The organism is Nocardioides caeni, assembly GCF_004912195.1.
GTDB classification, from domain to species: domain Bacteria; phylum Actinomycetota; class Actinomycetes; order Propionibacteriales; family Nocardioidaceae; genus Nocardioides; species Nocardioides caeni.
The window spans coordinates 139,271-165,030 of sequence record NZ_STGW01000003.1 but is presented as its reverse complement, the minus strand read 5'-3'; the positions used below and the strand labels follow the sequence as shown (position 1 = coordinate 165,030).

Sequence of the window (25,760 nt, the reverse complement as noted above, 5' to 3'; positions counted from 1 at the left end):
TGAGGCATGACCCGCTCGCCTGACGACGACGGCCAGGCCGACGTCAGGGCCGCGCAGGCCGGCGATGAAGCCGCCTTCGCCCGGCTCTACCGGGCGACGCACCCGGGTCTGCTGCGCTATGTGTCGGCGCTGTCCGGCGCCGACGCCGAGGACGTCTGTGCCGAGGCCTGGGCCCAGGCGTGCCGGGACCTCGGCCGCTTCCGCGGAGGCACCGACGACTTTCGCGCCTGGATAGCCCGCATCGCCCGCAACCGGGCGACGGATCTCCACCGCGCGCGAGGGCGACGCCCCGCGGAGTCTCTGCCACCGGACGCGATGCCGGACCGGCCGGCCGACGCGACGACCGACGCCGCGGCTCTCGAGGCGATGGACACGGCGCGAGTGCTGAGGGCGCTCGCGACACTGCCACCCGATCAGGCCGAAGCGGTGCTGCTGCGGGTGGTCCTCGGCCTGGACGCGAAGCGAGCCGGAGCCGTCCTGGGGAAGCGGGCGGGGGCGGTGCGGACGGCGTCGTACCGAGGCCTTCGCACTCTCGCCGCCACCTTCGACGAGGACGCCTCCAGCTGAAGCGAAGCGACTACTCGGCCCGCGCCGTGCAGGTATGAAACCCGACCGAATGCGTACCCTTGTCCGGCTTCGCCCGGGGTGGTTCGGTCGGAGGCATGGTCAAACTGGCGATCGTCTACTACCCCAGCTACGGCACCGCCCACGCGATGGCTTCCCGACTCGCCGAGACGGCCGAGGGCCTCGGCGCCGAGGTGCGTCTGCGCCGGGTTCGGGAGACCGCGCCGGACGAAGTGGTCCAGGGCGTCGACGCCTGGGCCGCCCACGCCGCATCGGTGGCCGACCAGCCCGTGGCCGAGCCGGAGGACCTGGCCTGGGCGGACGCGGTGATCATGGGGTCGGGCACGCGCTACGGCCATGTCACCAGCCAGCTGCAGGCCTTCATCGACACCCTCGGCCCGCTGTGGCAGGAGGGGGCGCTGGCGGACAAGGTCTATTCGGCCTTCACGTCGAGCTCGACCGTGCACGGGGGACAGGAGTCGACCATCCTCGCGATGCACACCACCTTCTGCCACCTGGGCGGGATCATCGTCCCGCCCGGCTACACCGACCAGGTCAAGTTCGACGACGGCAATCCCTACGGTGTCGGCGTGGTCACCGGTGGCGACGGAGGTCTGGGCGACACCGCCACGGCTGCCCTCGACCACCTCGTCACACGGGTGCTGGCGGTCGCCGGCAGGTTGTCCGACTGACGTCGAACGCCGGGCCGGGGCCGGCCCCGGTTGCGGCGAGCTGCGCGTTCGCGCTATCAAGATCCCCTGGGGGCACGAGACATGGGGTCTGAGCGATGCGCGTGAGCAGCACTGTCCTGAGAACGTGGGCGCTGCGTGGCGCCGCGGCCTTCGTCCTGGTCCTCCTCGTCGGGGCCTGGGCCGTCGGTCTGGCCCGCAACGGCGACGACGACGGACCGGCGCGGGACGAGACGGCGCCGGCCGCCCCGGACAGCTCGCTCGCACCGGTGGCCGAGCCGACTCCGGACAGCATCGCGTCGGAGCCGTCGACGACTGCCTCCGACTCGGGCGAGCCGTCGGAGACGAGCACGACGAGCGCTGCTGCCGAGGACTCCCCGGACACGGTGCCCGTCGTCGACCGGCCGGATGATCCCGATCGCGCGGGGCCGCCGACTCCGGCATCGACCCCGCGGCCGTCGGATCGCCCGACGCCGCGGCCCACGCCCAGCCCCACTCCGACGCCGACGAACCCGCCGACCCAGGACTGCGTCGAGCTGCTGGACGCACTCAACTGCGTGCTCGCGCCGATCACCTCGCGCCCCTGAGCCCTGCGCCGGCGACAGGGTCCGGGCGGGTGACGCTCAGCCCTGGGGCAGGCCGGCGCCGTCGCGCTGGAAGGCGAGAAGGTGGCTGTTCTCGTAGTCGATCCGCTCGGACGTGCGCTCGAGCTCGCGGAACATGACCTTGAGGTGCCGCACTCCAGCAGCCGACTGACGAGTGATCGCCTCGGCGAGCTCGAGCGCGGCGGCCTCGGCCGCGTCCGCCGGCAGGACCTCTCGGGCCAGACCCAGCGCAACGGCCTGCTCGGCGCCGATCGGCCGACCGGTGTAGATCAGCTCCTTGGCGCGGCTGAGGCCGATCAGCTGGGTCAGTCGCGCCGGCCCGACAGGCACGCCCAGGCGCGCGCCGGCCCAGGCGAGCTTGAGGTTGTCACCCACCACCCGCAGGTCGCAGCCGGCGATGATCTCGGCCCCGGCACCCACACAGTTGCCGACGGCCACCGCGATGGTCGGCACCGGGACCTCCTCGACGAGCCGATAGGTCTCCGCGAAGGCCTCCATCCGGGCCACTCCGCCGGCGGCATCAAGCGCCTCCCCGACGTCGGCGCCGGCGCAGAACGCGGTGCTCGACGTCGTGGAGAGGACGACCACGCGGAGGTCTGCATCGCTCGACAGCTCGCTCAACGCTGTGTTGAGCAGACGGAGCGTGGCGGTGTCGAGCGCGTTGCGCTTGCCGGGGCGGTCGAGACGCAGGATCTCAACGCCCTCCCGGCGTTCCCTGGTGAGGCTCATGGGGTCGAGTATCGCCCCGGGAGGGATCGACCGTGATGCCGGCCGGGGGTCGACCACGATCCGATCTGGGCCTCGGACTACGAAGCCCACGAGCAACGCATCCGCGGCGCCCTCGCCAGCGTGGCGATCACCGTCGCGCACATCGGCTCGACCTCGGTCCCGGCGTTGCCGACCAAGCCGATCATCGACGTGCTGGTGACCGTGCCCGACGCCGACGCCCAAGACTGCAGTCATCGAGGAGATCAAGGCCCGCGGCCGGTCCCTCAGGTGAGCGTGAGCGAGTGGAGGTGACGCGGGGCGCTCGTGCGTCGACGCCCTTGTGCAAATGAACAAGATGAGGCGGCGGCGCTGGACACGATGGGGGTGACCGTGACGCAGGCCACATGCTTGGGTTCTGGTATGTCCCGGAATTCCCTCTCCACCAGGCGGTCGCGGTCATGAGCGTTCTCGACCAGGTCATCAACAAGGCCCAGGCCACCATCCCGATGCAGCGGCAGATCCAGGGGATGCACGCGTTCCAGAGGGCCAAGAAGCGGGTGCTCGGCGACCAGCAGCCGGTCTTCGTCGAGGACGCGATCCCCGGCGTCGACGACGTCGCCTTGACCGAGATCGACATGAGCAACCCGTTCATGTGGAGGCAGGGCTCGTGGCGTCCGTACTTCAAGCGTCTGCGGGACGAGGCGCCGGTGCACTACCAGGCGAACAGCCCCTTCGGGCCCTACTGGTCGATCACCCGCTATGACGACATCGTCGCCGTCGACAAGGACTTCGAGACGTTCTCGGCCGAGCCGCAGATCGTCATCGGCACGCCGCCGGACGGCCTGGACATCGAGATGTTCATCGCGATGGACCCGCCGCGTCACGACCAGCAGCGCGGTGCGGTCCAGGGCGTCGTCGCTCCGCAGAACCTCGAGGAGATGGAGGGGCTGATCCGCTCCCGGGTGGCGGAGGTGCTCGACGACCTGCCGGTCGGCGAGCCGTTCGACTGGGTGGACAAGGTCAGCGTCGAGCTGACCGCGCGGATGCTCGCGACCCTGCTCGACTTCCCCTACGAGGAGCGACGCAAGCTCGTGTACTGGACCGAGGTGACCGCGGCCAGCGCCTCCGCGACCGGCGGTGACAGCGATGTTGACGAGACGTGGCGAGCTGCCGCCGACATGGCGAAGAGCTTCAGCGAGCTGTGGCACGACAAGGCCGCCCGCCTCGCGGCGGGAGAGAAGCCCGGCTACGACCTGATCACCCTCATGCAGATGTCGGAGGACACCAAGGACCTGATCCACCGGCCGATGGAGTTCCTCGGCAACCTCATCCTGCTCGTCGTCGGCGGCAACGACACCACCCGCAACTCGATGACCGGCGGGGTGCTCGCGCTCAACCAGTTCCCGGACGAGTTCGCGCGCCTCAGGGCCGACCCCGGGCTGGTCCCGAAGCTGGTCCACGAGATCATCCGCTGGCAGACGCCGCTCGCCTACATGCGCCGGATCGCCACGAAGGACACCGTGCTCAACGGCCAGTTCATCCGCAAGGGCGACAAGCTGGTGATGTGGTACGCCTCGGCCAACCGTGACGAGCGGACGTTCGAGAACCCCGACGACTTCGTCATCGGTCGCCCCAACGCACGCAACCACCTCTCGTTCGGCATCGGCGTGCACCGCTGCATGGGCAGCCGGCTGGCCGAGATGCAGCTGAGGATCCTGTGGGAGGAGCTGCTGGCGCGCTTCGACGACATCGAGGTCGTGGGGGAGCCCGACTACCTCCAGTCGAACTTCGTCCGGGGCTACACCGCGATGCAGGTCGTCCTCACGCCGAAGGGGCAGCAGAGCACCCGCCGCCGGCCTGCCCTCGCGACCCGGCCCGCCGTTCCCCAGTCCACGCGACTCGGCTCCCGCGACGGCTGGGTCACGGGCACCACGGAGACCGAGGTCGACCTGCAGGTCGCCGCTCGCCGTCAGGTGGCCGAGGGGGTCGTCGAGCTCACGCTCACCGACCCAGCAGGGACAGCGCTCCCGTCGTGGACCGCCGGCGCCCACATCGACCTCGTCCTCGACTCGTCGCTGACCCGGCAGTACTCCCTGTGCGGCAGCGCAGCCGACGAGTCGTCGTGGAAGGTCGGCGTACTCCTCGACCCGGACAGCCGGGGCGGCTCGGCGCACGTCCACGAGAAGCTGACCGAGGGTGCGACCGTGCGCGTGCGGGGCCCGCGCAACCACTTCCCGCTCGTCGCGTCGCCGCGCTACCAGTTCATCGCCGGCGGCATCGGCATCACGCCGATCCTCGCGATGATCGAGGCGGCCGAGGCGCGCTGCGCCGACTGGACGCTGTTGTACGTCGGCCGCTCCCGCGCGTCGATGGGCTTCCTCGACGTGCTGGAGGGCAACGACCGGGTGACGGTCTGGCCCAGCGACGAGAAGGGCCGGTTCGACCTCGCGTCGGTGCTCGGGACCCCGCAGCCGGACACCCTGGTCTACTGCTGTGGCCCGGAGGCCCTGCTCGACGCGGTCGAGGACGGCTGCGAGTCGTGGCCGGACGGCAGCCTGCACCTCGAGCGGTTCGTGGCCAGGAAGGTCGAGGCGTCCGAGGACGCGCTGGACTCGTTCGAGGTGGAGTGCTCGCGCTCGGGGGTGACCGTGACGGTGTCGGACGGGGAGACGGTCTTCGACGCGATCGAGAAGGCCGGGGTCGACGTACTCGGCTCGTGCATGGAGGGCATCTGCGGCACCTGCGAGGTCGACGTGGTGGAGGGCACGCCCGACCATCGGGACTCGATCCTGTCGAGGTCGGAGCGCGAGCGCGGCGACACAATCATGCTCTGCGTCTCCCGCTCGCTGTCGAAGAAGCTGGTGCTGGACGTATGACGAGCTATCCGAAGGACTGCTGGTACGTCGCCGCCACCCGCGACGAGCTCGACGAGGTCGGCAACGACTTCCTCGCCCGCCGCATCGCCGACTGCTCCGTCGTGTTCTTCCGGCTGTCCGACGGCTCGGTCGCGGCGTTGGAGGACCGGTGCGCGCACCGCCCCTACCCGCTCTCGGCCGGCCACCGCGAGGGCGATCTCGTCGTGTGCGGCTATCACGGCTGCACCTACGACGCGACGGGCCGCTGCGTGCGGGTGCCCTCCCAGGACACCCCGCCCTCGGGGGCCCTGGTGCGCGCCTTCCCGGTCGTCGAGCGTGGTCCGTTCGTCTGGGTCTGGACCGGCACGCCCGGCGGCTCGCGCCTGCGTCCTCCGCCCGCCACGCCGTGGCTCCACGGTGATGGCTGGAGCAGCGTGGGGGAGCGGCGCGAGGTCGCGGCCAACCTCCTGCTGCTGCACGAGCACTACCTCGACCTGACCAACGTCTTCGCGATGCACCCCGAGATGGTGCCGCCGGGCATCGAGGCGCTGCCGCCGCTCGAGGAGGTGGAGGTCTCCGAGGTGTCGGTGTCCTACGTCCGCGAGTTGCCCAAGGCACCCCTGGCGCCCTGGGAGGCCGCGGCCTCCGGGCTGGACAGCGCGGAGTCGTTCGGGCGGAGGGAGACCGGCACCTTCGTCACGCCGGGCCTGCACCAGCAGACCTACACGATCACCGGCTCCGACGGCCCGGTCTTCGAGCTCGTCCGCACCCACGGCTTCACGCCGGTCTCGCCACGAGCAACCACCGTCTTCCTGCAGATCTCCTGGCGCGGTGATGCTGTCTCGCCCGACGCTGGCGCCCAGCTGGCCGCCGTCTTCCACGAGATGGCCGACCGCGACATCGCCGTCCTCGAGACCGTGCAACGCTGCCTCGACGAGGACAGCACGCCGCGGCGCTACGTCAACGTCAAGGCCGACCGCGCCGCCGTACGCGCGCGCCGGATCCTGACCTCGATGGTGGAGGACGAGCGGGGCCGCTAAAGGAGCAACTCGTCCAGGCGGCTGCTGTTGCTCAGCCCCCGGCTTCCTGCGCCTCCCACAACGCCTGGTTGCGGTCACCCTCCGGAGGCTGGACGGCGCGCTCGTCGGCGCTGGTCACCGTCTGATCGATCGCGACCTGCTCGGGCAGCTGGGTGAAGTCACGTCCCTCGGTCATGCCTCCATGGTGCCACTCGGTCCTCGGGGCGGCGGCGCCTGGATTGGTTGAGAAGTCGGCCGCCGTCCAGACCGGCATCGTTGACGGACACCTTCGCCTAGGCGAACATGTATGTCATGTCGTTGCTTGCCGTCTCTGAGGCCGCTGAGCGTCTCGGTGTCTCGACGCGGCAGGTCCAGCACCTCGTCGCGCGGGGTGAGCTGCGCTCGTTGGCCAGGGGAGTGGTCGACGAGATGTCGGTGGAGCGGCTGCTGGCCGTTCGCCGGGGTTCGCACACGAGGGCGTGGGCTGAGGCGACGGCATGGGCCGCCGTGGGTTTGCTGTCTGGACGCGAGGCGAGGTGGCTGGGGCAGAGTCAGCGGTCCCGGCTCAGGGGACGACTCCGCCGGCTCGGGGCCGAGGAGCTGGTGGAGCGCGCGCGTGGGCGGGCCAGCGTGAGCCGGTACGTCGCGCACCGCAGCGCGGAGGAACGGCTGCGCGCTGAACTGGTCGACACCTCGTCGACGCCCGCGCGACTTGGGCTGGCGGCGACGAACGCGATCGACGGCTACCTGGCCACGACCGACGTGAAGGCGGTTGTTTCGCGCCATGGTCTGATGCGCGATGACACCGGGAGCGTGACCCTTCGCGCGACCTCCATGGATCTCGATCTGGTTCGCGACCTTGTCGGCGCCAGCGATGTCCTTGCTGCGCTTGACCTGGCCGAGTCCCTCGATGTCCGCGAACGCCGAGCCGGACTCGACGCGCTTGATCGAGCGCTGGGGGAGTTCCGTGGCTGATCGGCCGACCATCAACGTCACCACGCCCGCCGGTGGTTGGGGCGCGCCGTGGCCGAACGTCGCCGAGATCGAGGCGGTGCTGTCCCATGACAAGTGGACGCTCGTCAGCGGCCTGATGGCTCAGCTGCACGGCATCCACGCGGGCATCGATGCCATGCGCCCCACCAACGACGTCGACATCGTCCTCCACGTCGAGACCACCCGCGGCATCGCATCGGAGACCGCCAGGGCGCTCGAGTCGCTCGGCTACGAGCTCGCGCCTTCGATCGACGAACGCAACAGCACCGCCCATCGCTTCAAACGAGGGGAGTCGATGGTCGATGTCGTGACCAGCGGTACCGACGTGGTTGACGTCCTCGTCGCTGATCACGCCGCACCGCGAGTGGTCGAGAAGCTTCGTGGACGGACGATGGTCGCCATCGAGGGCGGCACCCAGGCCCTCCGCAGAACGATCAACGCACGGCTCCAGATCTCTGCCGGTCGTACCACCACGGTGAGCGTGCCGTCGCCGTTCGGTGCGGTCATCCTCAAGGCCGCCGCCTATCAGGCCGACTCGCGCGATCGGGAACGTCATCTCCAGGACGCTGCGCTCTTGCTCGCGGTCATCGACGATCCCTACGCCGAGCGAGAGCAGTTCGCCGGATCGGATCGTTCCCGCCTCCAGGCGTTGGCCCGCGCACTGCCTGCCGCCGCCGCCCGATGGCGGGCGCTACCGGCCGCCGCACGAGTCAGCGGCCAGACCGCGCTTCGCATTCTCAACGCCTTGACCAGCGGCGGGGGCGTCACTCGCGGCTGGAATGGGCTAGATCGGGCTGACACCGGTTGGCGCAGCAGTCCCATCAGCAGTCCCCAACGCTCCGTGCCGATCTGGCATCTGCGCTGTCGACGGAGCGAGCCAGCGAGCGGCTGCCGCCAGTTCGCTGACGGAGGTCTGCGATCCATCCGACGGTGGCGCTGGCGAGGATGATCCAGATCGGGACGAGCATGAAGGCGAAGATGGCGATGAGCTGGGCCACGACGGCTCCTTCGTGATGTCAGGCCCGAGCTGAGCGCTGAGCTGCGGTGGACGGGGCCGGGGCGCTGGTGTCGGTCGCCGGCCTGTTGGACGCGAGGTACCAGGTGAACAGGACGCAGAAGACGATGTCGCCGGCCACGACCGCCGCCAACCGTCCGTTCACGTCGCCCTCGACGAGGTTCGAAATCACGATCGACACGGCCAACACCTTGCCGGCGAGGCCCAGCCAGACGATGTCGCGATGACGCTCCGGCGCCGCGGCGGCAATCCAATATCCGACGCCGAAGATGCCGACGGCTGCGATCCCGACGTACTCGAAGGTGGTTCCGGTCGGGGCCCCCTCCAAGCCGGCGCGGTCGGCGAGTCCGAGGACGGGAAGAAAGAGGAGAACGGCCCCTGCGTTGAACAGCGCGGCGATGCGGAACAGAAGGCGAGCGGTTGGTGCGGACATCGTGACCTCCGGGATCAGGACTTGGCGAGGACGTGGACGGCGACGGCGGCTTCCTCGACGCCGACCAGGCCGCCGCCGTTCTCCTGGACGGCGAATCGAGCGCCCTCGACCTGCCGGGCGCCTGCTTCGCCGCGGAGCTGGGTGGTGAGCTCGTAGAGCTGACCGATGCCGGTGGCGCCGAGTGGATGACCCTTGGACTCGAGACCGCCGGAGGGATTGATCGGAATGCGACCCCCCAGGGTCAGCTCGCCCCGCTCGGCGGCCGGGCCGCCCATGCCGTTCGGGACGAGACCGAGGTTCTCGGCCTGGATGATCTCGCCGATCGCAGAGGCATCGTGCACCTCCGCGACGTTGATGTCGGCCGGCCCGATCCCGGCGTCGGCGTAGGCTTGCCGAGCCGCCCTACGGCCCACGCTCTGCTCGAAGTCCTCGGCATCGCGCCCCGTGAAGCTGAGAACCACGCTGGCCGCGACCCGGACCGCTCGCGAATGGTCGGCGCCGATCCGGCGCAGCCCCTCCTCGGTGCACAGCACGACAGCTGCGGCGCCGTCTGACATCGGCGCACACATCGGTAGCGTCAGCGGGTAGGTGATCGGAGGCGCGGCGAGGATCTCGTCGACGGTGTAGGGCATTCGGAACTGCGAGAACGGGTTGTGCACGGAGTGCCGATGGTTCTTGGCCGCCACCGCGGCGATTTGATCCGCCGTCGTGCCCCAGGTCTTCATGTGGTGGCGCGCCAGCGCGGCGTACACCGACATGAATCGGCTGTACGGCCTGTCTGACTCCGAACCCTCCGGTGGGACGACGCCGTTGCCCAGGCGGATCAGGGTCTCGTAGTTCTCCTCGGCGCGGGAGACGTCCCAGCCTCCCTCGAAGAGCGCCAAGGTCCGGGCCTTGTCGGGGATGTTCATCTTCTCGGCGCCCAGCGCCAGCGCGACGTCGGTGGTTCCTGCACGCAGGCTCTGGGCCGCCAGGTGGACGGCTGTGCTGCCCGACGCGCAGGCGTTCTCGACGTTGAAGATCGGGATGCCTTCGATCCCGATCCTGCCGAGCACCACCTGGCCCGGGATCGACACCTGGCCCTGCAGCGGCCCGTTCGTCACCCCGGCGTAGAAGGCTGCTCCCAGGTCCTTCGTTTCGCAATCGGCATCTGCGAGGGCCCCCCGGAGCGCTTCGCCGGCGAGGTCGTCGATGGTCCGCCCGGGATGCCGGCCGAAGACGGTCATCGCGATTCCGGCGATGTAGATGTCCGTCATGTCGCTCAGCCGAGCCGCGCCAGGACGGCGGGGAAGCGGTTCGGCAGGGCTCGGGACAGCCAGAAGATGCTGCGCGAGTACTTGCCGGTGAGGATCCGGCGGCGGCCGCGTTCGATCCCGTCCAGGATGTCGCTGGCAACCACCTCCGGTGGCGTGACCAGCATCTTGACCGCAGCCGCGGTGATGGCGACCTCGGCTTCGCCGGCGTTCACCGTGCGTCGCCCGGCTCGTTCGATGTTCGTCTGGATGCCACCGGGATGCACCAGCACGGCGCGGACGCCGGTCCCTGCGAGCTCGGACCACAGGGCCTCGGTGAGTCCCCTCACCCCGAACTTGGAGATGTTGTAGGCCGACTGTCCGGGGTAGCCCGCCAGTCCGAGGATGCTGGAGATGTTGACGATCCAGCCCTCACGCTGGGCCAGCATCGTGGGCAGGAAGGCCTTGCTGCCGACGACTACCCCTCGCAGGTTGATGCCCAGCAGCCAGTCGATCTCGTCGAGCTCGGTGTGGTCGAGGGTCCCGATCAACGTGGCGCCGGCGTTGTTGAAGACGAGGTGGACGGTGCCGAAGTCCTCCAGCACCTGCTGGGCGTGCGCCGCGAAATCCTCGGCGCTGGAGACGTCGAGCTTGTAGGCGCGGGCCTCAGCACCCGCACACAGCGTACGGGTCTCCTCCGCCGCGGCGCCGTCGATGTCGGAGAGCGCCACCCGGGCGCCTCGACGCGTCAGCTCGATCGCGAGTGCCCGGCCGATCCCCGAGCCCGCACCCGTGACGACGGCGACCTTTCCTTCAAGCGAGGTCATGAAGAGACTCCTGTTGCTGATCGACGGGGCGTGGCGGCGGACTGGCGGGCGGCGTGCGGGCCAGGTGCCTCCGGAGAGGCCGGGAAGCCATGCGGTCATCGGAGCTCCTCTCAGATGGCGCGCGCCGCGCCGGCCCAGTAGCGGTCGCGCAGGTCCTTCTTCAGCACCTTGCCGACCGCGCTGCGGGGGAGCGCCTCGACGAAGTCCACGCTCTTGGGCGCCTTGACCGACCCGAGCCGGCGCTTGCAGAGCTCGATCAGCTCCTCCGGGTCGAGGGTCTCTCCGGGATTGAGCTCCACGACGGCCTTGACCGCTTCCCCCCACTGCTCGTCCGGGGTGCCGATGACCGCGCAGTCCTGCACCTTGGGGTGCGACCAGATCACCTGCTCGACCTCGCTCGGGTAGACGTTGAAGCCGCCCGAGATGATCATGTCCTTCTTGCGGTCGGTGATGTGCAGGTAGCCCTCGTCGTCGAGGTGACCGATGTCGCCGGTGTGCAGCCACCCGTCGACGATCGTCTCGGCGGTCTGCTCGGGCGCCTTGTAGTAGCCCTTCATCACCAGGTCGCCGCGGACGCAGATCTCCCCGGACTCGCCGGCCTTCAGCACCCGGTTCTCCTCGTCGAGGATCTCCACGCGCACCAGCGGGCTGGGACGCCCGACGGACGACAGCCGCTCGTCGGAGCCGACCTGCCCGTCCCGGAAGTGCTCCGCGGGCGGGAGGAAGGCGATCGACGCCGGAGCCTCCGTCTGTCCGTAGCCACCGGCCATCACCGGGCCGAAGACGTCGAGGGCCTTCCGGAGCTTCTCCACCGACATCGGTGCGGCGCCGTAGAGGAAGTACTTCAGGCTCGAGAAGTCGACGCCCTCGATGCCGGGCGCCTCGAGCAGCCGGTAGATGACGGTGGGTGGCAGGAACAGCTCGGTGACCTGCTGCTTGACCAGCTGCTGGAGCATGAGGTCGGGCTGCGGGCTGGTCACCACGACCACCGTCCCGCCCCGGGCGGTCGTCGGCAGGGAGAGCGCTCCGGCCGTGTGGGTCATCGGTGCGGCGGCCAGGTTCACCGGCCGCTCGTCGGGAGCGTAGGGGAAGGCCATCAAGAAGTGCGCGATGAAGGTCTGCCAGCTGCGGTGGGTGTTCATCACCCCCTTGGGCGTGCCGGTGGTGCCGCCGGTCGGGGAGATCGAGATGACGTCGTCGAGGTCGACGACGAGCGCCGGATCGGTGGTCGACTGTCCCTCCAGCCAATCGTCGAGGGAGATCGCGTCGTCCACGTCAGCGTCGATGCACACCCAGCGCAGGACCTTCGGCAACTGGTCGCGAAGGGTGGCCAGCAGCGGCGCGAACGCGGACTGGAAGAACACGATCTCGCAGTCGAACGCGTCCAGGATGCGCTGGTTCTCGTCCGCCGAGTTGCGGGCGTTGACCGGGATCCAGGTCATGTTCGCCCGCCACAGGCCGAGGGTGCACAGCCAGGCGGTGACGTCGTTGGCCGCCCACACCGCGCCCTTGGTCCCGCTGGGCAGTCCGTCCGCGAGAAGCGCGTTCGCGACGCGGCACGTGAGCTCGCCGGCAGCCTGGAAGGTGACGCTGCGCTCATCCTGGACGAAGGCCACGCCGTCCGGGTCCGCCCGCCAGCCGCGGTCGAAGAAGTCGATGACAGCCATGGTCACAGCTCCTTGACGGAGGCGCGCGCGAGTCCACGCTGCTCGAGGAACCCGAGCAGGTAGCGGTGGCCGAACGCCTTGCATCCGGAGGTGAAGCCGACAGCGGCTGTCTCGCCCTCGATGAGCTTCATGACAGCAGCGGTCTGCAGGGCTCCGGTCGTGATGTACGGCGCCACGCTGGACACGCTCGCCCGCACGCCTGTGAGCTGCCCGCGTCCGATGGCGATGTCGACCGAGCGGTTCAGGGTGGTGCGCTCGCGAGGCGGCATCGACGGCGTCGTCGACGCGACCACCTGCGCGATCGCGGCGTCCTGGGCCTCGATCGGGAGGTGCTTGAGCTCGGCCTCCCAGTGCTCGACGAACCCGAGCACCATGCGCATCGCCGGGTTGTCGTAGAAGCTGGTGAGCGAGCTGCAGTACCGCACCCGCGAGTCGTCCTGGTAGAAGATCGGGAGCGAAGTGCCACCCCAGGGCAGGGCGAGCGTCGGCTTGAGAAGCTCCGGCACCGAGATCTCGAAGTGGTCACCCGCGCCCCACTCGACGAGCTGGTTGTCCCACAGGTGGTGCTGGGGGTGGCGGAACGTCTCGAAGATGGAGGCGGTGGAACCGATCGTGACGCCCGATCCCTCGCGGGGCCCGCGGCAGATGCTGGCCGTCTCCAGCGAGTCGATGCCGGGCGTCTCGAGCGTCAGCTCGGCTGCGATCTGGGCGATCGTGTGCATGTAGGACAGCGAAGGGCAGAGCACCAGGCCGGCATCGGCGTAGGCCTGGCCGAACTGCGCGCGGATCGCCATCGCGTAGCCCTGCTCGCCCGTCGTGTCGAGGTGGTGGCACCCGGCCTGCAGCGCTGCCTCGATCGCCACCGGCCCCAGGGTGCCGAAGGGTCCGACCGTGTTGCAGACGACCTTGGCGCCGGTGAAGGCGGCCGCCAGAGAGGCGACGTCGTGCTCGGCCTCGACGATCTCGTAGGTGGCGGACTCGAGGCGGACGACCCGCTCCGCCATCATTTCCTTGATGCGGCCCGTGTCGCGGCCCACCGCGGTGAACGGGATGTTCTGGTCGATCAACCAGTCCATCACCAGCATGCCGGTGTAACCGCTTGCGCCATACACGACGACGGGGTACTTGGCCATCTCGGAACTCCTGTGCTCTGTGGGATCCGCCTCTCGGATCGTTTCGAGCGTAGGGACAGGAGGCCCTCGGAGTTTTGTCCCCGAGCGCCAGCCATTTGTGATCTGATGACACCCGTGTCAGTCGTCCCGAGAAGCACGAGCGAGCCGTATCTCCGGGGGTGGGTGGTGGCGACCTTCGCCGACCTCATCGAGGAGCTTGGAGGCGACCCGCAGGACTACGAGCGGCGCTTCCACGTCTCGCTCCGCTTGACTGATCAGGGCAAGGAAGCCATCCCGGCAGCGCCACTGCTGCGCCTGATGGAGGCGGTCGCCGAGGAGCTCTCGTGCCCCGACTTCGGCATCCGTGTCGGCCTCGCCCAGGGTCAGGACTCGATCGGGCCGGTGATGGTCGCGGCGTTGAACTGCGCCAACGTCCGCGACGCCTACGCCTCCGCCATCCGCTACTTGAACGGTCTCTTCTCCGCCTTCGACATCGCCTTGGTCGACACCGCGGGCGGTCCGCGCACCGTCTACACGTTGAAGGTCCCCGGCGAGAGCCGTCAGTTCCAGCAGTGGAGTCTCGCGGTCACCACCAAGATCCTGCCCATCCTCGCTGGTCCCTCGGCACGCCTGCGCGGCGTCTACTTCTCGCACGCACCGCTGCTGGATCAGGAGTACTACGACGAGGTCTTCGGATGCCCGGTCCGTTTTGCCGAGGCCGCCTACGGCGTCGACTACTTCGCTGCCGACATGGAGCGCAGCATCCCGCGGAACAACCCGGAGATCCGGGCCATCATCAGCGACTACCTCGACGGGATCATCGCGTCAGCCGGGCTCTCCCTGGAACACCAGATCTTGGGGCTCGTCCGAGAGCTGCTCCCGACCGGCGGATGCACCCTCGAGGTGATCGCGGACCACCATTTCGTGAGCGTGCGGACAATGCAGCGTCGCCTTGCGGCGCAGGGCCTCATCTTCGAGCGGCTGGTTGACGACGTACGACGGGAACAGGCGTTGAACTACCTCCGCGACCCCGCCCGATCGATCTCGGAAGTCGCCGGGCTGCTGGGTTACGTGGAGCAGAGCTCGTTCTCGCACGCCTTCCGTCGGTGGAGCGGGACGTCGCCGCGCTCATGGCGAGCCGAGAACTGCCGGCCACGGGAGGCGTGATCAGGAAGCCGGCCGCTGCGAGCCCAGCTCTTCGATGAAGGAGGTGACGCGCACGTCGAAGCGCGCCGGGTGCTCGAGCATGGCGCAGTGTCCGGTGCGGTCCCACACCTCGAAGTGGGAGCCGCGGATGAGCTCGTGGAGCTCGTGCCCCATTTCGACAGGGAGCAGCGGGTCCTGGCGGCCCCAGACAACGAGCGTCGGTTTCCGGATGCCGGGTGCGCGGACCCGTGCGTCGTAGTCGCTTCCGGCATCGAGCGCCGCGGCGAAGCCGTGCGCGCCGAGACCGTCGAGTGCTGCCGAGAGCAGCTCCGGAGGAACGGACCGGGCGTCGAAGAACACCTGGCCACCCAGTAGGACGCGCGCCAACTGGCTGCGTCGGAGCGCCCAACGACAGACCGGTCGCCGCAGCAGGCGGTTCACTAACCTCGCCTGCGGGATGAGTACCCGCTGGTGCCGCCAAGAAGTGAGGGGGAGCCCGCCGGAGGACACCAGCACCGTCGCCGTCACGCGGTCGGGGCGGACGAGGGCCGTCTCCATCGCGAGCAGCCCGCCCATCGAGTTCCCGACGATGGTCGCCTCGAGCACGTCGAGCTGGTCCAGGAGCTCCACCAGGGTCGCGACGTACCGGGCGACACTCACCTCCCCGGCGTACGGCTCGGAGCCGCCGAATCCCGGCAGGTCCAGTGCGATGACCCGGTGGTGTCGCGCGAGCCCGGGGATGTTGGCCTCCCAGTTGCGCCAGGTGCCGCCAAGCCCGTGGATCAGCAGGAGCGGAGGCCCGGAACCGACATCGACGACACTGACGCGGCCGTGCTCCAGCACCCGCTCGCTCGGCGTCACTGCGCTGGCTCGGCCGGATCGACCCGGGTGCGTGCCCAGTCCCGCAGCTCGGCGAAGGAATGTTCGAGGGCCGACGCGAAACCAGCGGCATCCGGCACCACGTCCGGATCGGAGCTGACCGCGACGAACAGGGTCCCCAGGTAGGAGATCATCACCAGGTTCAGGCCGTGGCGCGGCATGGTCGTTCCGCTGGGAAGCACTTCGACCAGCTTCCGGCCGCGCAAGTAGTAGGGCGTGCCGGGTCCGGGCACGTTGGAGATGACCAGATTGTGGGCTCCGGGGTTGAGCAGCAGCAATCGCTGGACCTGCTCCATGATCGTGGGCGGCGCGAAGCCGCCCAGGTTCATCAAGCGTTCGAGCGCGACACCTTGGCCACCTCGCAGCTCCTCGACCTCCGCTGCGACCAGCGCCAGTCGCCGCTCGGGGTCCGTCTCGCCGACCGGCAAGACCGGGTAGATCGCCGATACCTGGTTGCCCAGCACCCCTCGGTCCGGGTCCAGCCGGACCGACACCGGCACCATGGCGCGCATCCCCGCCGTGATCGGCTCCCCCTGCCGCTCGAGGTAGCGGTGCAGGGCGCCGGTCGCGGCGGCGAGGACCACGTTGTTGAGTGTGGTCCCGACGAGGTTCTTGGTCTCCCGCAGCTCGGCCATCGGCAGCCGGACCCAGTCGGTCCGGCGTCGGGGCCCGCCCGGACGGTTGATCAAGGTGGTGGGGACGGCACCGGAGACCCCGGTCAGGGTGCCCAGCGTCCGCGCGCTCTGGACCGCGTCGTCCCACAGATCCCTCGGCGCTCGGGAGCCGCGGAGCAGTCCGGCGAGGACACGGCTGGAGTGTGCGGCCAGGTCGGAGAGGCCCGAGACCACCAGCTCAGCCTGCGACGGCACGTGGCCCGGACAGGCCGGCTCGGCGACAGGGCGGTCCTCCTCGGGTGAGGAGGAGAACATCATCCCCGAGATGTCTTGTGTCGCGACGCCGTCGACCATGCAGTGGTGGACGCGGTGGATGACGGCGAAGTGGTTCGCGGCGAGACCCTCGACCAGCCACATCTCCCACAACGGTCGGCCCAGGTCCAACGGCCGCTGGAGGAGACGGTTGGAGAGTGCGCGCAACTCCTCCTCGCCTCCCGGGGACGGCAGCGCCGTACGCCGGAGGTGGAAGTCCAAATCGAACCTCTCGTCGTCCACCCACGCCGGTCGACCGAGGTTGAACGGCACTCTGACCACCCGCTGCCGGAACCGCGGCGCCCCCAGAAGGCGCTGCTCAACGGTCTCGCGGAACTCCAGCGGTGTCGGTGGCTCGCCTTCGAACACGTAGATGACCTGGATGTGGCTGCCGTGGTCGGCATCCTCGATCGCCAGCATCGATGCATCCGTTGGTGTGAGGTGTTCGACCATAGCCACCGAGCCCTTTCCCTGTCGCCGGTCCAAGCGCTGTGCCGGACGCCTCGACGGTAGGGACCGAACAGCAGCACCGTCTTGTCGACGTACGCCTAGTACTTGTGATCAGGCGCCACGAGTCTGCGGGCTACACGGCGCGTTCCTGGACCCCGCCACCGATCGGGTGCCCGAACAGTGCCTTCGAACCTACGTGCGTGCGCGCCTCACTCCACGCCCGACGTCGACGCCGTCGTCGAGGCCATCCCGTGCCCTTCAGTGCCAGAGCGCCTCAACGCCGTCGATCCTCAACAGCTGATCGAACTGTTGTGCACCCCAGCTGCGCCCCACAAATGCCAGTGGCGGCTGAGTCTGCGGAGTTTCCGCAGGTCAGCCGCCACTACCGGCGCCTCAGGAGACTGAGTTCGATCAGATCTCCTATATCTAGGGCTAGATGTCGTAGTAGTGATGTCACTTGCCTGCTGACCTGCGCAAACTCTGAAATCTCGGTGGCCGAGGACACAACGGGGCCACGCGCCGATCACTCTCCGTTCGGTTCGCTCGGGCGCTCGCGGCGCGAGTTTGGCAAACGGGAAACCTGGGGCACGCGCGCATCAGTCCCCGTCATCGTCCCCATCCTCGTCGCTCGGGATGTCCGGCTCGTCAGGGTCACTCGAGGCGGGATCGATCTGTTCATCTGCCGGCGTTGCATGGCCGAACACCGCATCGACCGCACGCTTGGTTCGCTCGGCGCCGTCCTCGATGAGGTGGGTGTAAGTCCGGAGCGTGAAGCCGGGGTCAGCGTGGCCCAGGTACTCGCTGAGGGCCTTGATCGACTCGCCTTCGTGCAGGGCAGTGCTGGCGAAGAAGTGGCGGAGCGCGTGGCACCCATTCGCTCGGATCGGCTCGACGTCGACGGCGATAAGTGCCGGCTTCCAAAGGAAGCTGTTGAAGTAGTTCCGGCCCAGAGCCTTCTTTTCGCGCGAGTGGATGAGCAGAGAGACAGTCACTGGTCGGCCGGTGCTCGTCTCCCACGGCAAGGTCACGTCGACCGGGGGCCACTTCGTCATGTGGAGGTTGATTGCTTCGAGGACCGCGTCGGGGAGTGGGACCTCCCGGGTCTTGCGGCCCTTCGGGAGCCCGAAGATCTGCTTATTCGAGGGCAGGAGCTTCACCTGGCGTCGTACGTGGACTTCGCCGCGCTCCAAATCGATGTCCTCCGGCGAGAGGCCGAAGATCTCCCCTTGGCGAAGGCCCAGCCCTGCGCCAAGCCAGACCACGAGCTGGTAGCGCTCGGGCAATTGATCGCGTACCGCGAGGACGCGCTCCTTGGGCCAGGGGGTCACCTTGCGGCGGTCGAGCTTTGGCCGACGGACGGACTTGGCTCGACAGGGGTTAGCCGAGATCAGCGCATCATCGACCGCGGCGGTGAAGACCGACGAGACGTTGGCGAAGATGACTTGTCGGTACGTCGGCGCGAGGTCCCTCAACGAACTTACCCATGACTGGATCGAAGAGGGCTGGATGTCGTTGAGAAAGCGCTGGCCGAGCGCGGGGTACGCGTGGTTGCGGAGGCGTGACTCGACTGCGACGAACGTTCCTTCTTCGAAGGATTGCGCCTTCAGCCAGCGCTCGGCGTAGTCCTCGAACCGAACCTTGCCGGCGTCCGGGTCGATGTAGGAGCCCCGGACGATGTCGGCGGATACCGTCGCAGCGAACCGATCGGCGTCGACCTTCCGCTTGAAGCTCTTGCTGCGCTGCTTGCCGTTCGGTCCCCACCAGCGCACGCGGTAAGTACGGATGACCTCGCCGCTCCGTCCCTTCCGCTCCCGGCGCTCAACCGACGCCATGGTCGACCGCCAGGTGTTCCTCGAGCCACGCGCGAACCGTCGCCGGGTCGTACCGGAGATGCTTTCCGACGCGGTAGGCCTCAGGTCCGCACCCCTTGTGTCGCCACTGGTAGAGCGTGGCGACCGGGATGCCGAGGAACTCGGCCACCTCGTCGGCGGAGAGAAGTCGCTCCATCTTCCGCCGCGCGCTGGGGACGCCGCGCTTCGCGTTAGAGACCTGGGACATCGGACTGAGCTCCCTTCGCTGGCGGACGGTGGATGAGGGCGGCGTGGAGGTCAGCTCGGCTTGCTCCCGGCGACGAGGCGGAGGGCTCTTCCTGAGGTCGCAAGTGCTCGCGGGCGGTCCGGATGACCTGGAGGTCAGTTGCGCGTGCGACGGGCACGAAACGTTCGCGGACCGGGTGGACCAAGCGCCCGTCGCCGCTTACGAGCCGAGGGACGGTAACGCGCTGGACGAAGGCCCCTCGCTCGACTCCTGATTCGAGGATGTCGGTGATGCGGGAGTCGATCCGCCAGAACAAGGCCTGGAAGCCACCGAGCATCCTGGGCTCGACAACGAACTCGTGAGGCAGCGCCTTCAGTCGGCTGACGGCGTTCGCGGCTTCGCCGGCGGCGGCCTTGCCGTTGCCGAGCCGCCCTCCGATGTTGCGTAGCTCGCGTTGGATGCGTGAGTAGGTCTCGGCGCGGGCCCTCCATTGTCCGGCGAGGTCAGGGTCGATTCGCTCGGCGTACGGCACGAGGCCGGCGCTGAGCAGTCGCTGGGAGTCGACGACCAGGCGCAGGTTCATCGCGTCGGGGAAGGACGTCAGCCTCACGAGGAGGTTGTGCTCGGCTTGGAGGACGCCGAGCACTCCCGGCCTTGCTGGTCCTCCGATGGGCTTGGTCCGCGGGCGCCAGCCTGTTTGGTCGACGCTGTAGTCGGGCTGTCCGAGGCTGACGTCCAAGGCCGTGGCGAGCGCCGCCCAGCCGAGTCGATCGCACCCGGCGAGGGGCTCCCATCCGGGGGTGTTGCGATACCGGCGGTCGAGGACGACGAGAGCCTGACTGATCGCCGCGACGTCGCCTGCGATGGTTCGCGCTTGTGCTGCGGTCAGGTGGATCGCCTGGTCGGGCGCGGTGTCGTGTTCGGCGAGCGCTGCGGCCCGAGCTGCGAGTCGCCAGTGCTCGACGACGGTGTTCGCGCTGGGAGTTGTGAACTCCTGGCTCGACGCAGGCCGTGTCGTCGCCTGCTCGCGAGCCGCCTCCAAGGCCCGAGCCAGCTCAGCCACCGCCGCGCCATGGTCGGTCGCCGCACGGAACGGGTCGGCCGGCTTCTGCGGAACGTTCGGGAATGTGAGAGGTCGCGCCGCCCCTATGGCCTGCGCGCACCAGACGAGAATGGTCTGCCGGTATCGGAGGATCTGCTGGCCGGCCGCCGCGCGCTCAGCGGACGAGTCGGCAGCGAGTCGGCGCATGATCCGGTGCTGGCGAAGCAGCGCAGCCAGCTCCGTGCGCATCTGCGCGCCGTTCTCGCCGTACATCAGCCGATGTCCAGGTCGTGTGCGTCGACGAGCATCGCGAGGATCAGCTCGACCGACAGTGGGTCGATGCCGTAGCTCTCGAGCTCTTCGATGGCGTTGCTCGCGACGGCGAGCAGGATGTCTCGGTCGTCGGTGAGGTCCTCGGTATTGAGTGCCGGGCATTCGTCGCCGTGCACCCGGTCGAGTTCGAGCAGTGCGCGCTCGTACGCGGAGGATGCCTCGAGTGTCAGAGCTCGGTCGGCGAGGGCCGCTACGTAGGACCTCGCTTGAGCGAGCGTCTGTGCGTGGGGGAGAAGCATCGTCACTCCTTCAGTGGGTCAGATACCGACCCTGAGCGGGCAGTCGTGACCGGCGTTCGCTTGCTCGGACTTCTGTGGATGAGTGCGAGCACGAGCTGGCCATAACGGGCTCCTGGACTCAGCCGATGAGTTGCTGGCTGGCGATCGCCGCGATCCGGCGCCTACGCAGGGCGTCCTCGCGGACGAACTCCGCGAAGTCCTTGTCCCGATTCGGGATCTCGATCTCGGTACCGGCCTGGGGCGCTGACTCGCCTGGCCACGGCGTCTGCCGCGTAGGCCGGTCGCGATCGAGCCGCGTGCCGCAGATCGAGACCCAATCCCGCAGGCGGTAGCGAGCATCGGAGAACTCGCGCATCCACGCGATGGGAGCCGACGGTGACGCAGACTCGTGGTAGCAACTCAGCCAGTGGCAGTGAAGCGCGGAGAGCTCCCAGACGAGCTCGTCGTGGCGGTGCCAGTACGGCGGCACGATGTTGGGCGTCAGGCCGAACGTGATCTTGAGCCACTTCACCCAGTGGTCGAGGTCCCGCCACTCGATCTCGGCCTGCTCGGCGTCGAGCAGGTTCCAGTTGATCGGGGCCGGCGGCCGCTCGAGCAGGTCGGTCACGCTGCGGTAGCTGTCACCGTCGTCCGGCTCGTCCGGGAACGGACTCATCGCAGTGTCCGGTCAGAGGCCGACGGCGGGTGGTTGCGGTACTGCGGTCAGGGGCCGGTCGGCGGCGTGGCGTCCGCGATGGACGACGTAGTCGGTCTTGTTGGCGTTGTGGCCGATCTTGCGCGCGACGAACTCCTCCTTGATCACGCTGCCCTCGCGGCCGTCGACCTCGTACTCGTGGACGTAGCCACTGGCCACGAAGGAGTCGCCCTTGCGGAAGCGGGCGTACGTCTCGCGGGCGGTGCTCTCGAAGGCGACCATGTCGTGGAAGGTGGGGTCGAGCTTCGTGAAGCTCCCGTCGACCTCCTTGCGCCACTGCTCGACGCCGACACGCATCCGGCAGCACTCGGCGCCGGCCTTGGTGAAGTGCAGTTCAGGTGTTGAGGCGATGAAGCCGACCAGGCTCATCTGAGTTGGGATGGACATTCTTGACTCCTTGACATGAACGGCGTCCCGATGGCGCCGCGTTCACGAGTCAGGTGTCCGCGGTCCACCAACGTCTTTCACGTCGCGTCGGCGGAAGGGTGCAGCCTGAGCCTCGGGGGGCGCGGCTCTTATTGGGGCACGCCGGCGGAAGCAGGGGGAGTACCCAGTGACTCCTCGATGGCATCCACTGCGAAGGCCGCTAGCACGGTTCTGAAGCCACCCACACCGCAGTGCCAACCAGTCTCCACTGGTTCTCGCTCCGCAGCGCGAGGGACACTGTTGTGCCGAGCCAGGGGTTATCGGGTCGCCTAGTTCTTGGCTTGTGGTCTATGCCCTGCCCGGTCAGGAGTCTGACTCGGGAAGGGTCTTGACCTGAAGCACCTGGGCAGCGGCCACTCGGAGGACCACAGTGCCGGGGTCTTACTCCGTCTGTCGAGCGTAGAAGGTCACGAAACGGCCCTCTACGCGGTGGAAGTCGGCCTCGACCTCGGTCTCCATGTCAACGTGCAGGGCCGGGCTTTTTGGGGAGTAGATGATCTCGTACCTCAGCAATGCGTCCCCTACTTCGTCTTCGACGCCGACTGCTTCGGGGTGGCGTCCACGAAGATCGGCCGGATGTTGTGTTTGTCCTGTCGGGCCGCCTCGCATGCGGCCTCAACCCGAGAGCGTCTGGTGCCTTCGCCGGTGTAGAGGTGATCGGAGGTGAACCCGACACACAGCAGATAGCCGCAGTTGACCTGCTCGGAGACGAGGTACTGCGCGAGCTGGCCCGCGCCGGTGACCAACCGGGTGTGATCCATGTGCTTGACCTCGATGAGCGCACGGAACTTGCGACCGCGGCTGAAGTGGAAGTCGACCAATCCCCTGCCCACGTCCAGTTCGCGGCTGACTTGGACATCCTTCTGATCGCAGTGCGCGCGGAAGAACACGTTGGCGATCGCTTGCGTGATCTCCTCAACCACGTGCTCCCCGGTGCGCCGCTCCCAAAGGGCCTTCCATCCACCCTGCTGCTCTACAGCGTGAGCGAACTGTCGCGCCAGTGCGCCCACCCAGGCGCAGAAGTCGTCCCCCGGCTCGCCGAGGAGTTGATCGACAGTGGACAGTCGAAACAGGTCCATCCCGACCTCGGGGTAGCGCACGACGCCGTCCGGGTCGGACTCCACGTCGTACGGCTCGCGCGTGCCCTCCTGCTTATCCAGGAATGCTTCTGCGACCTCGGGGTGCTTCCACGTCAGGTCTCGGATCGCCTTGACCTTCTCGGCGCGGGTCAACTCCTCGAAGGCATCGAGGTTGAGCGCCGTGCGCAGGCTCTCGGCCTCTTCGGCGTATTCCGCCCAGCTGTAGAAGTCCTCGTTGGGATCGTTGAGTTTGCGGAGCCAGCGCTCCGGTATCAGGAGGACGCCGGTCGCCTTGCCCGTCGCCTCCGTTCGTGCCGGATTCAAGGGCAGTCGGATCTGCTCCTCGATCCACCGACCGGGCTCCATCCAGCGGGCGCCTTTCACCGTCACTTGCTCCATCGGGATGTTGTGCCGCTTCGCAACGTCCTGCGTGTAGGCGATCAGCTCCTGCTTGACGATGTTGCAGAACATGTCGCTGATCAGGTCGAAGGCAACCCCCGGCACGAACAACCGGAACACTTCGATGTGGGTGACTGGCGTGTCCGGATGGTTCTGAGCGAGTTGCTCCAGCGCCGCGACCATCTGTGCCGCGATGCTGAAGCCAGTCCCGTGCCCTGCCGGTGATCGAGTCGCAACGCCAAGGCAGAACTCCTGTGGTTCCCGGCAACGCAGGAACTTCACGGCTGGGTCCCTCGATGGTTTCGCCGCGCGGTGGGTGCGCTGCGCCAACTGGTGGGCAACGCGGAAGAAGTCGAACACGCGGTCTCGCAGCCCGCTCCACCTCGGGTCGGCGTCTGCGAAGGCGAGGTACGGATCCGCCGCGAGCATGGTGTCCTGGCCGAGAATGGGGTCGAACCAGTCGTCTGCATCAGATCGCTTGATCCCGTAGTGCTCGCTGAAGCGCATGTGAATGACCCTCACTCAGCCGAAGCGAAGCTTCGGCCGGTCCTCAGAAGCCGCCTGAATGACTTCCTCTGCAACCTCGGGAGCGATTCGTCCAGCGGTGAGGATGCTGTCAAAGTCGAAACCGCTATCGGTGATGACCTGTCGAGCCATGCCGAGCACCTGCGGCGATTCGGCGGGACCAAGCGGCCCCGGTTCCGGGTTGCCCCAAGCGGAGAGTTGCTGGTTGGCCCGCCGATAGGAGGCGTTTGATAGCTGACCGAGGGTATGCGCACGGAACACGAGGGCGCGAAGGCTGACTCCCCAGTGGCGCTTAAGGTCATGGAAGGTCGGCCAGTCGATCCGGCGTGGCAGGTCGTTGATGATCTCGTCGCGGGGCATCAGCAACTCACTAGCGAACCGATGCGCCTGATTCTCGACCAGTTTCGATCCCGGCTCCGTGTCGGGATGGAGAATCAAGTGCCCGAGTTCGTGAGCGGCGTCGAACCGGCTTCGCGCCTTGTCATCCTTCACTGGCGACAGGAATACCAGCGGTCTACGACCCGTGTACGTGGAGAACGCATCGACGGCCGTGTCCGTGCCACTTGGCAGACGAAGGGCGATGACCCCATTTGCCTCAATCGCCTGGACCACCGACGGGATCGGCCCCTGCTCGATCCCCCAGGTCTCACGGGTGATGCGGGCGGCTTCAGCGATGTCGTCGTCCGACAACTCATCGGGCAGTTCGAGGTCAGGAAGCAGGACTGGGGGAAGGTCGACGTACGCCCCGATCAGGTCGACCAACTCCAGGCACAGTTCTCCATAGGCAAGCGCCTGCTCGCGAGCAGCGGCCGAGGTGGACCGTAGAGATCTGAAGTGGGCCCCAGACGCTGGCAGCAAGGTGAGAGGCCGCCCGGCACCGAAGAACTCCCGGGGCAGTCCGAGTTGAAGACAGATTTGAGCGAGGACTCCCTGCGTGGGCTTCGAGATGTCCTTCTCAAACTGAGCGATCGCCGTCGGCGTGACTCCAACCTCCCGAGCCAGTGTCGTCTTCGTCTTTCGCCTTAGTCTCCGTGCAACGGTCAGTCGAGTCCCGTCGAAGTCAGAGCCTGCGGCGGGAGGACGCGAGGTGCGCGTCACGCCAGTCCTTCCTGGGGGCGGCGCTTGAGAGTGACCTCGGGCGTGACAGCGGGCCGCTCGTCAAAGTTCGGTCCTCGGTCGGGTGTCGTGCTCGCCGTGACGCGGTTGTGCGGCTCGTCGTCCCACCAGAGCAGCTTCCGTGCAATGAACGGCGTGTCGCCAAGGACGGGGACGCCGAGCCAGCCCGCGGTGAGCGCGGCGTCAGCCTCGCCGGCCCAGAGCATCATGTAGTTCCGAACGACTCCCGGAGAGCCGGTGTGCGGGAATAGCCCGTCCGACTCAGCGTGGCTCCGGTACCGGAGTACGCGAGAGCTCTCGGTCGCGATGGCCCGACGGATCTGGCTGTCTTGGTCCCAGTCGCCGATGCGATCCCACCTGGGGGAGCGGCCCTCTGCGAACGGGAGCTTCATCGTGACGACCCGGGCGCTCGCGGAACTGAAGGTGAGCACGTTCCGCGGGGTCCAGACGCGGAGCCCGTCGATGTCCCAGTGATCATCATCGGCCTCGAGTTCGTCATGGCGGAACCGTCGGATGGCCCTCGTCTTGAGGTTCTCGGAGCATTGGATACCGAGGGTCATGGGGGTGTCGCCGAGCTCATCTGGCTCGTAGCGGTCCAAGTTGGTGGAGTAGACATCCTGGACAAGTCCGCGCCATGCGGCAATCAGTCCGGCGGCGGAGCACGCCTCAACAGTTGCTTCGAGGGCCTGGTCGGCCGCCACCTGCGCTTGGTGCATGAGCATAGTCAAGCACACATGCGCCTCAGGTGGA

The 25,760-nt window shown here is 68.2% G+C and carries 26 protein-coding genes and 1 pseudogene; 9 read left to right on the top strand and 18 right to left on the bottom strand.

Annotated features, from left to right (window positions below; translation table 11 throughout):
- The first annotated feature begins 6 nt into the window (after positions 1-6).
- The 3 genes from E9934_RS06705 (at position 7) to E9934_RS19895 (ending at position 1,840) form a co-directional block, all read left to right on the top strand.
- The gene (locus tag E9934_RS06705; RefSeq protein WP_136562116.1) at positions 7-567 is read left to right on the top strand and encodes an RNA polymerase sigma factor; all 561 of its coding nucleotides are present in this window, start codon (positions 7-9) and stop codon (positions 565-567) included.
- A 95-nt stretch (positions 568-662) separates the two neighbouring features.
- Positions 663-1,256 carry an NAD(P)H:quinone oxidoreductase type IV gene (gene wrbA, locus E9934_RS06700; RefSeq protein WP_136562115.1) on the top strand — a complete coding sequence of 198 codons (594 nt, stop codon included), beginning with the start codon at positions 663-665 and terminating at the stop codon, positions 1,254-1,256.
- A gap of 101 nt (positions 1,257-1,357) precedes the next feature.
- On the top strand, positions 1,358-1,840 hold the full coding sequence (locus E9934_RS19895; RefSeq protein WP_193556876.1) for a hypothetical protein: 483 nt from the start codon (positions 1,358-1,360) through the stop codon (positions 1,838-1,840).
- A 36-nt stretch (positions 1,841-1,876) separates the two neighbouring features.
- On the opposite strand, the gene E9934_RS06690 is transcribed toward E9934_RS19895, so the two are convergent.
- A complete protein-coding gene (locus tag E9934_RS06690) occupies positions 1,877-2,587 on the bottom strand; it encodes an enoyl-CoA hydratase/isomerase family protein (RefSeq protein WP_136562114.1) in 711 nt (236 codons plus the stop codon).
- 60 nt (positions 2,588-2,647) lie between these two features.
- On the opposite strand from E9934_RS06690, the pseudogene E9934_RS06685 reads away from it, so the two are divergent.
- The 3 genes and pseudogenes from E9934_RS06685 to E9934_RS06675 form a co-directional block, all read left to right on the top strand.
- Positions 2,648-2,878 (top strand): annotated as a pseudogene (locus E9934_RS06685) (GrpB family protein); the annotation flags it as partial.
- A 146-nt stretch (positions 2,879-3,024) separates the two neighbouring features.
- Positions 3,025-5,442 carry a cytochrome P450/oxidoreductase gene (locus E9934_RS20180; RefSeq protein ID WP_136562112.1) on the top strand — a complete coding sequence of 806 codons (2,418 nt, stop codon included), beginning with the start codon at positions 3,025-3,027 and terminating at the stop codon, positions 5,440-5,442.
- Complete coding sequence (locus E9934_RS06675; RefSeq protein ID WP_136562111.1) at positions 5,439-6,461, top strand: aromatic ring-hydroxylating dioxygenase subunit alpha; 1,023 nt, start codon at positions 5,439-5,441, stop codon at positions 6,459-6,461. The genes E9934_RS20180 and E9934_RS06675 overlap by 4 nt, the downstream gene beginning before the upstream one ends.
- Positions 6,462-6,492: 31 nt before the next feature.
- On the opposite strand, the gene E9934_RS19550 is transcribed toward E9934_RS06675, so the two are convergent.
- Complete coding sequence (locus E9934_RS19550) at positions 6,493-6,636, bottom strand: hypothetical protein (RefSeq protein WP_158294946.1); 144 nt, start codon at positions 6,634-6,636, stop codon at positions 6,493-6,495.
- 116 nt (positions 6,637-6,752) lie between these two features.
- Here E9934_RS19550 and E9934_RS06670 point away from each other — a divergent pair, with 116 nt between their 5' ends.
- Positions 6,753-7,415 (top strand): excisionase, encoded by a 663-nt coding sequence (locus E9934_RS06670; RefSeq protein ID WP_136562110.1) that lies wholly within the window; start codon positions 6,753-6,755, stop codon positions 7,413-7,415.
- Positions 7,351-8,382 (top strand): hypothetical protein, encoded by a 1,032-nt coding sequence (locus E9934_RS06665; RefSeq protein ID WP_193556875.1) that lies wholly within the window; start codon positions 7,351-7,353, stop codon positions 8,380-8,382. The genes E9934_RS06670 and E9934_RS06665 overlap by 65 nt, the downstream gene beginning before the upstream one ends.
- 67 nt (positions 8,383-8,449) lie before the next feature.
- On the opposite strand, the gene E9934_RS06660 is transcribed toward E9934_RS06665, so the two are convergent.
- From E9934_RS06660 to E9934_RS06640, 5 genes are all read right to left on the bottom strand, one after another.
- Positions 8,450-8,881 carry a hypothetical protein gene (locus tag E9934_RS06660; protein ID WP_136562109.1) on the bottom strand — a complete coding sequence of 144 codons (432 nt, stop codon included), beginning with the start codon at positions 8,879-8,881 and terminating at the stop codon, positions 8,450-8,452.
- 14 nt (positions 8,882-8,895) lie between these two features.
- Complete coding sequence (locus E9934_RS06655; protein ID WP_136562108.1) at positions 8,896-10,137, bottom strand: thiolase family protein; 1,242 nt, start codon at positions 10,135-10,137, stop codon at positions 8,896-8,898.
- 5 nt (positions 10,138-10,142) lie between these two features.
- Entirely contained in the window at positions 10,143-10,940 is a 798-nt protein-coding gene (locus tag E9934_RS06650) for an SDR family NAD(P)-dependent oxidoreductase (protein ID WP_136562107.1), read from the bottom strand.
- A gap of 110 nt (positions 10,941-11,050) precedes the next feature.
- Positions 11,051-12,607 carry an AMP-binding protein gene (locus tag E9934_RS06645; protein ID WP_136562106.1) on the bottom strand — a complete coding sequence of 519 codons (1,557 nt, stop codon included), beginning with the start codon at positions 12,605-12,607 and terminating at the stop codon, positions 11,051-11,053.
- Positions 12,608-12,609: 2 nt separating this feature from the next.
- On the bottom strand, positions 12,610-13,740 hold the full coding sequence (locus E9934_RS06640) for a saccharopine dehydrogenase family protein (protein WP_136562105.1): 1,131 nt from the start codon (positions 13,738-13,740) through the stop codon (positions 12,610-12,612).
- A gap of 165 nt (positions 13,741-13,905) precedes the next feature.
- Between E9934_RS06640 and E9934_RS06635 the strand changes: the two genes are divergently transcribed.
- Positions 13,906-14,886 (top strand): AraC family transcriptional regulator, encoded by a 981-nt coding sequence (locus tag E9934_RS06635; RefSeq protein ID WP_158294945.1) that lies wholly within the window; start codon positions 13,906-13,908, stop codon positions 14,884-14,886.
- On the opposite strand, the gene E9934_RS06630 is transcribed toward E9934_RS06635, so the two are convergent.
- From E9934_RS06630 to E9934_RS06580, 11 genes are all read right to left on the bottom strand, one after another.
- Positions 14,887-15,726, bottom strand: a complete 840-nt coding sequence (locus tag E9934_RS06630; RefSeq protein WP_158294944.1) for an alpha/beta fold hydrolase — start codon at positions 15,724-15,726, stop codon at positions 14,887-14,889. It abuts the gene before it with no gap.
- Positions 15,723-17,123: a WS/DGAT/MGAT family O-acyltransferase gene (locus E9934_RS06625; RefSeq protein WP_136562103.1), complete on the bottom strand. Its 1,401-nt coding sequence runs from the start codon at positions 17,121-17,123 to the stop codon at positions 15,723-15,725. Before E9934_RS06625 ends, E9934_RS06630 begins: the two co-directional genes overlap by 4 nt.
- Positions 17,124-17,716: 593 nt before the next feature.
- Positions 17,717-18,952 carry a tyrosine-type recombinase/integrase gene (locus E9934_RS06620; protein WP_136562102.1) on the bottom strand — a complete coding sequence of 412 codons (1,236 nt, stop codon included), beginning with the start codon at positions 18,950-18,952 and terminating at the stop codon, positions 17,717-17,719.
- Positions 18,939-19,178 (bottom strand): helix-turn-helix transcriptional regulator, encoded by a 240-nt coding sequence (locus tag E9934_RS06615; RefSeq protein WP_136562101.1) that lies wholly within the window; start codon positions 19,176-19,178, stop codon positions 18,939-18,941. The genes E9934_RS06620 and E9934_RS06615 overlap by 14 nt, the downstream gene beginning before the upstream one ends.
- The gene (locus E9934_RS06610; protein ID WP_136562100.1) at positions 19,162-20,472 is read right to left on the bottom strand and encodes a hypothetical protein; all 1,311 of its coding nucleotides are present in this window, start codon (positions 20,470-20,472) and stop codon (positions 19,162-19,164) included. The genes E9934_RS06615 and E9934_RS06610 overlap by 17 nt, the downstream gene beginning before the upstream one ends.
- On the bottom strand, positions 20,472-20,771 hold the full coding sequence (locus tag E9934_RS06605; protein ID WP_136562099.1) for a hypothetical protein: 300 nt from the start codon (positions 20,769-20,771) through the stop codon (positions 20,472-20,474). Before E9934_RS06605 ends, E9934_RS06610 begins: the two co-directional genes overlap by 1 nt.
- Before the next feature lie 118 nt (positions 20,772-20,889).
- A complete protein-coding gene (locus E9934_RS06600) occupies positions 20,890-21,426 on the bottom strand; it encodes a hypothetical protein (protein WP_136562098.1) in 537 nt (178 codons plus the stop codon).
- 12 nt (positions 21,427-21,438) lie between these two features.
- A complete protein-coding gene (locus E9934_RS06595) occupies positions 21,439-21,852 on the bottom strand; it encodes a single-stranded DNA-binding protein (protein WP_136562097.1) in 414 nt (137 codons plus the stop codon).
- 560 nt (positions 21,853-22,412) lie between these two features.
- Positions 22,413-23,876, bottom strand: coding sequence for a hypothetical protein (locus E9934_RS06590; protein WP_136562096.1), 1,464 nt, complete (start codon positions 23,874-23,876; stop codon positions 22,413-22,415).
- Between the two features lie 15 nt (positions 23,877-23,891).
- Positions 23,892-24,992 carry an XRE family transcriptional regulator gene (locus E9934_RS06585; RefSeq protein WP_136562095.1) on the bottom strand — a complete coding sequence of 367 codons (1,101 nt, stop codon included), beginning with the start codon at positions 24,990-24,992 and terminating at the stop codon, positions 23,892-23,894.
- Positions 24,989-25,726 carry a hypothetical protein gene (locus tag E9934_RS06580; protein WP_136562094.1) on the bottom strand — a complete coding sequence of 246 codons (738 nt, stop codon included), beginning with the start codon at positions 25,724-25,726 and terminating at the stop codon, positions 24,989-24,991. The genes E9934_RS06585 and E9934_RS06580 overlap by 4 nt, the downstream gene beginning before the upstream one ends.
- Positions 25,727-25,760 lie beyond the last annotated feature (34 nt).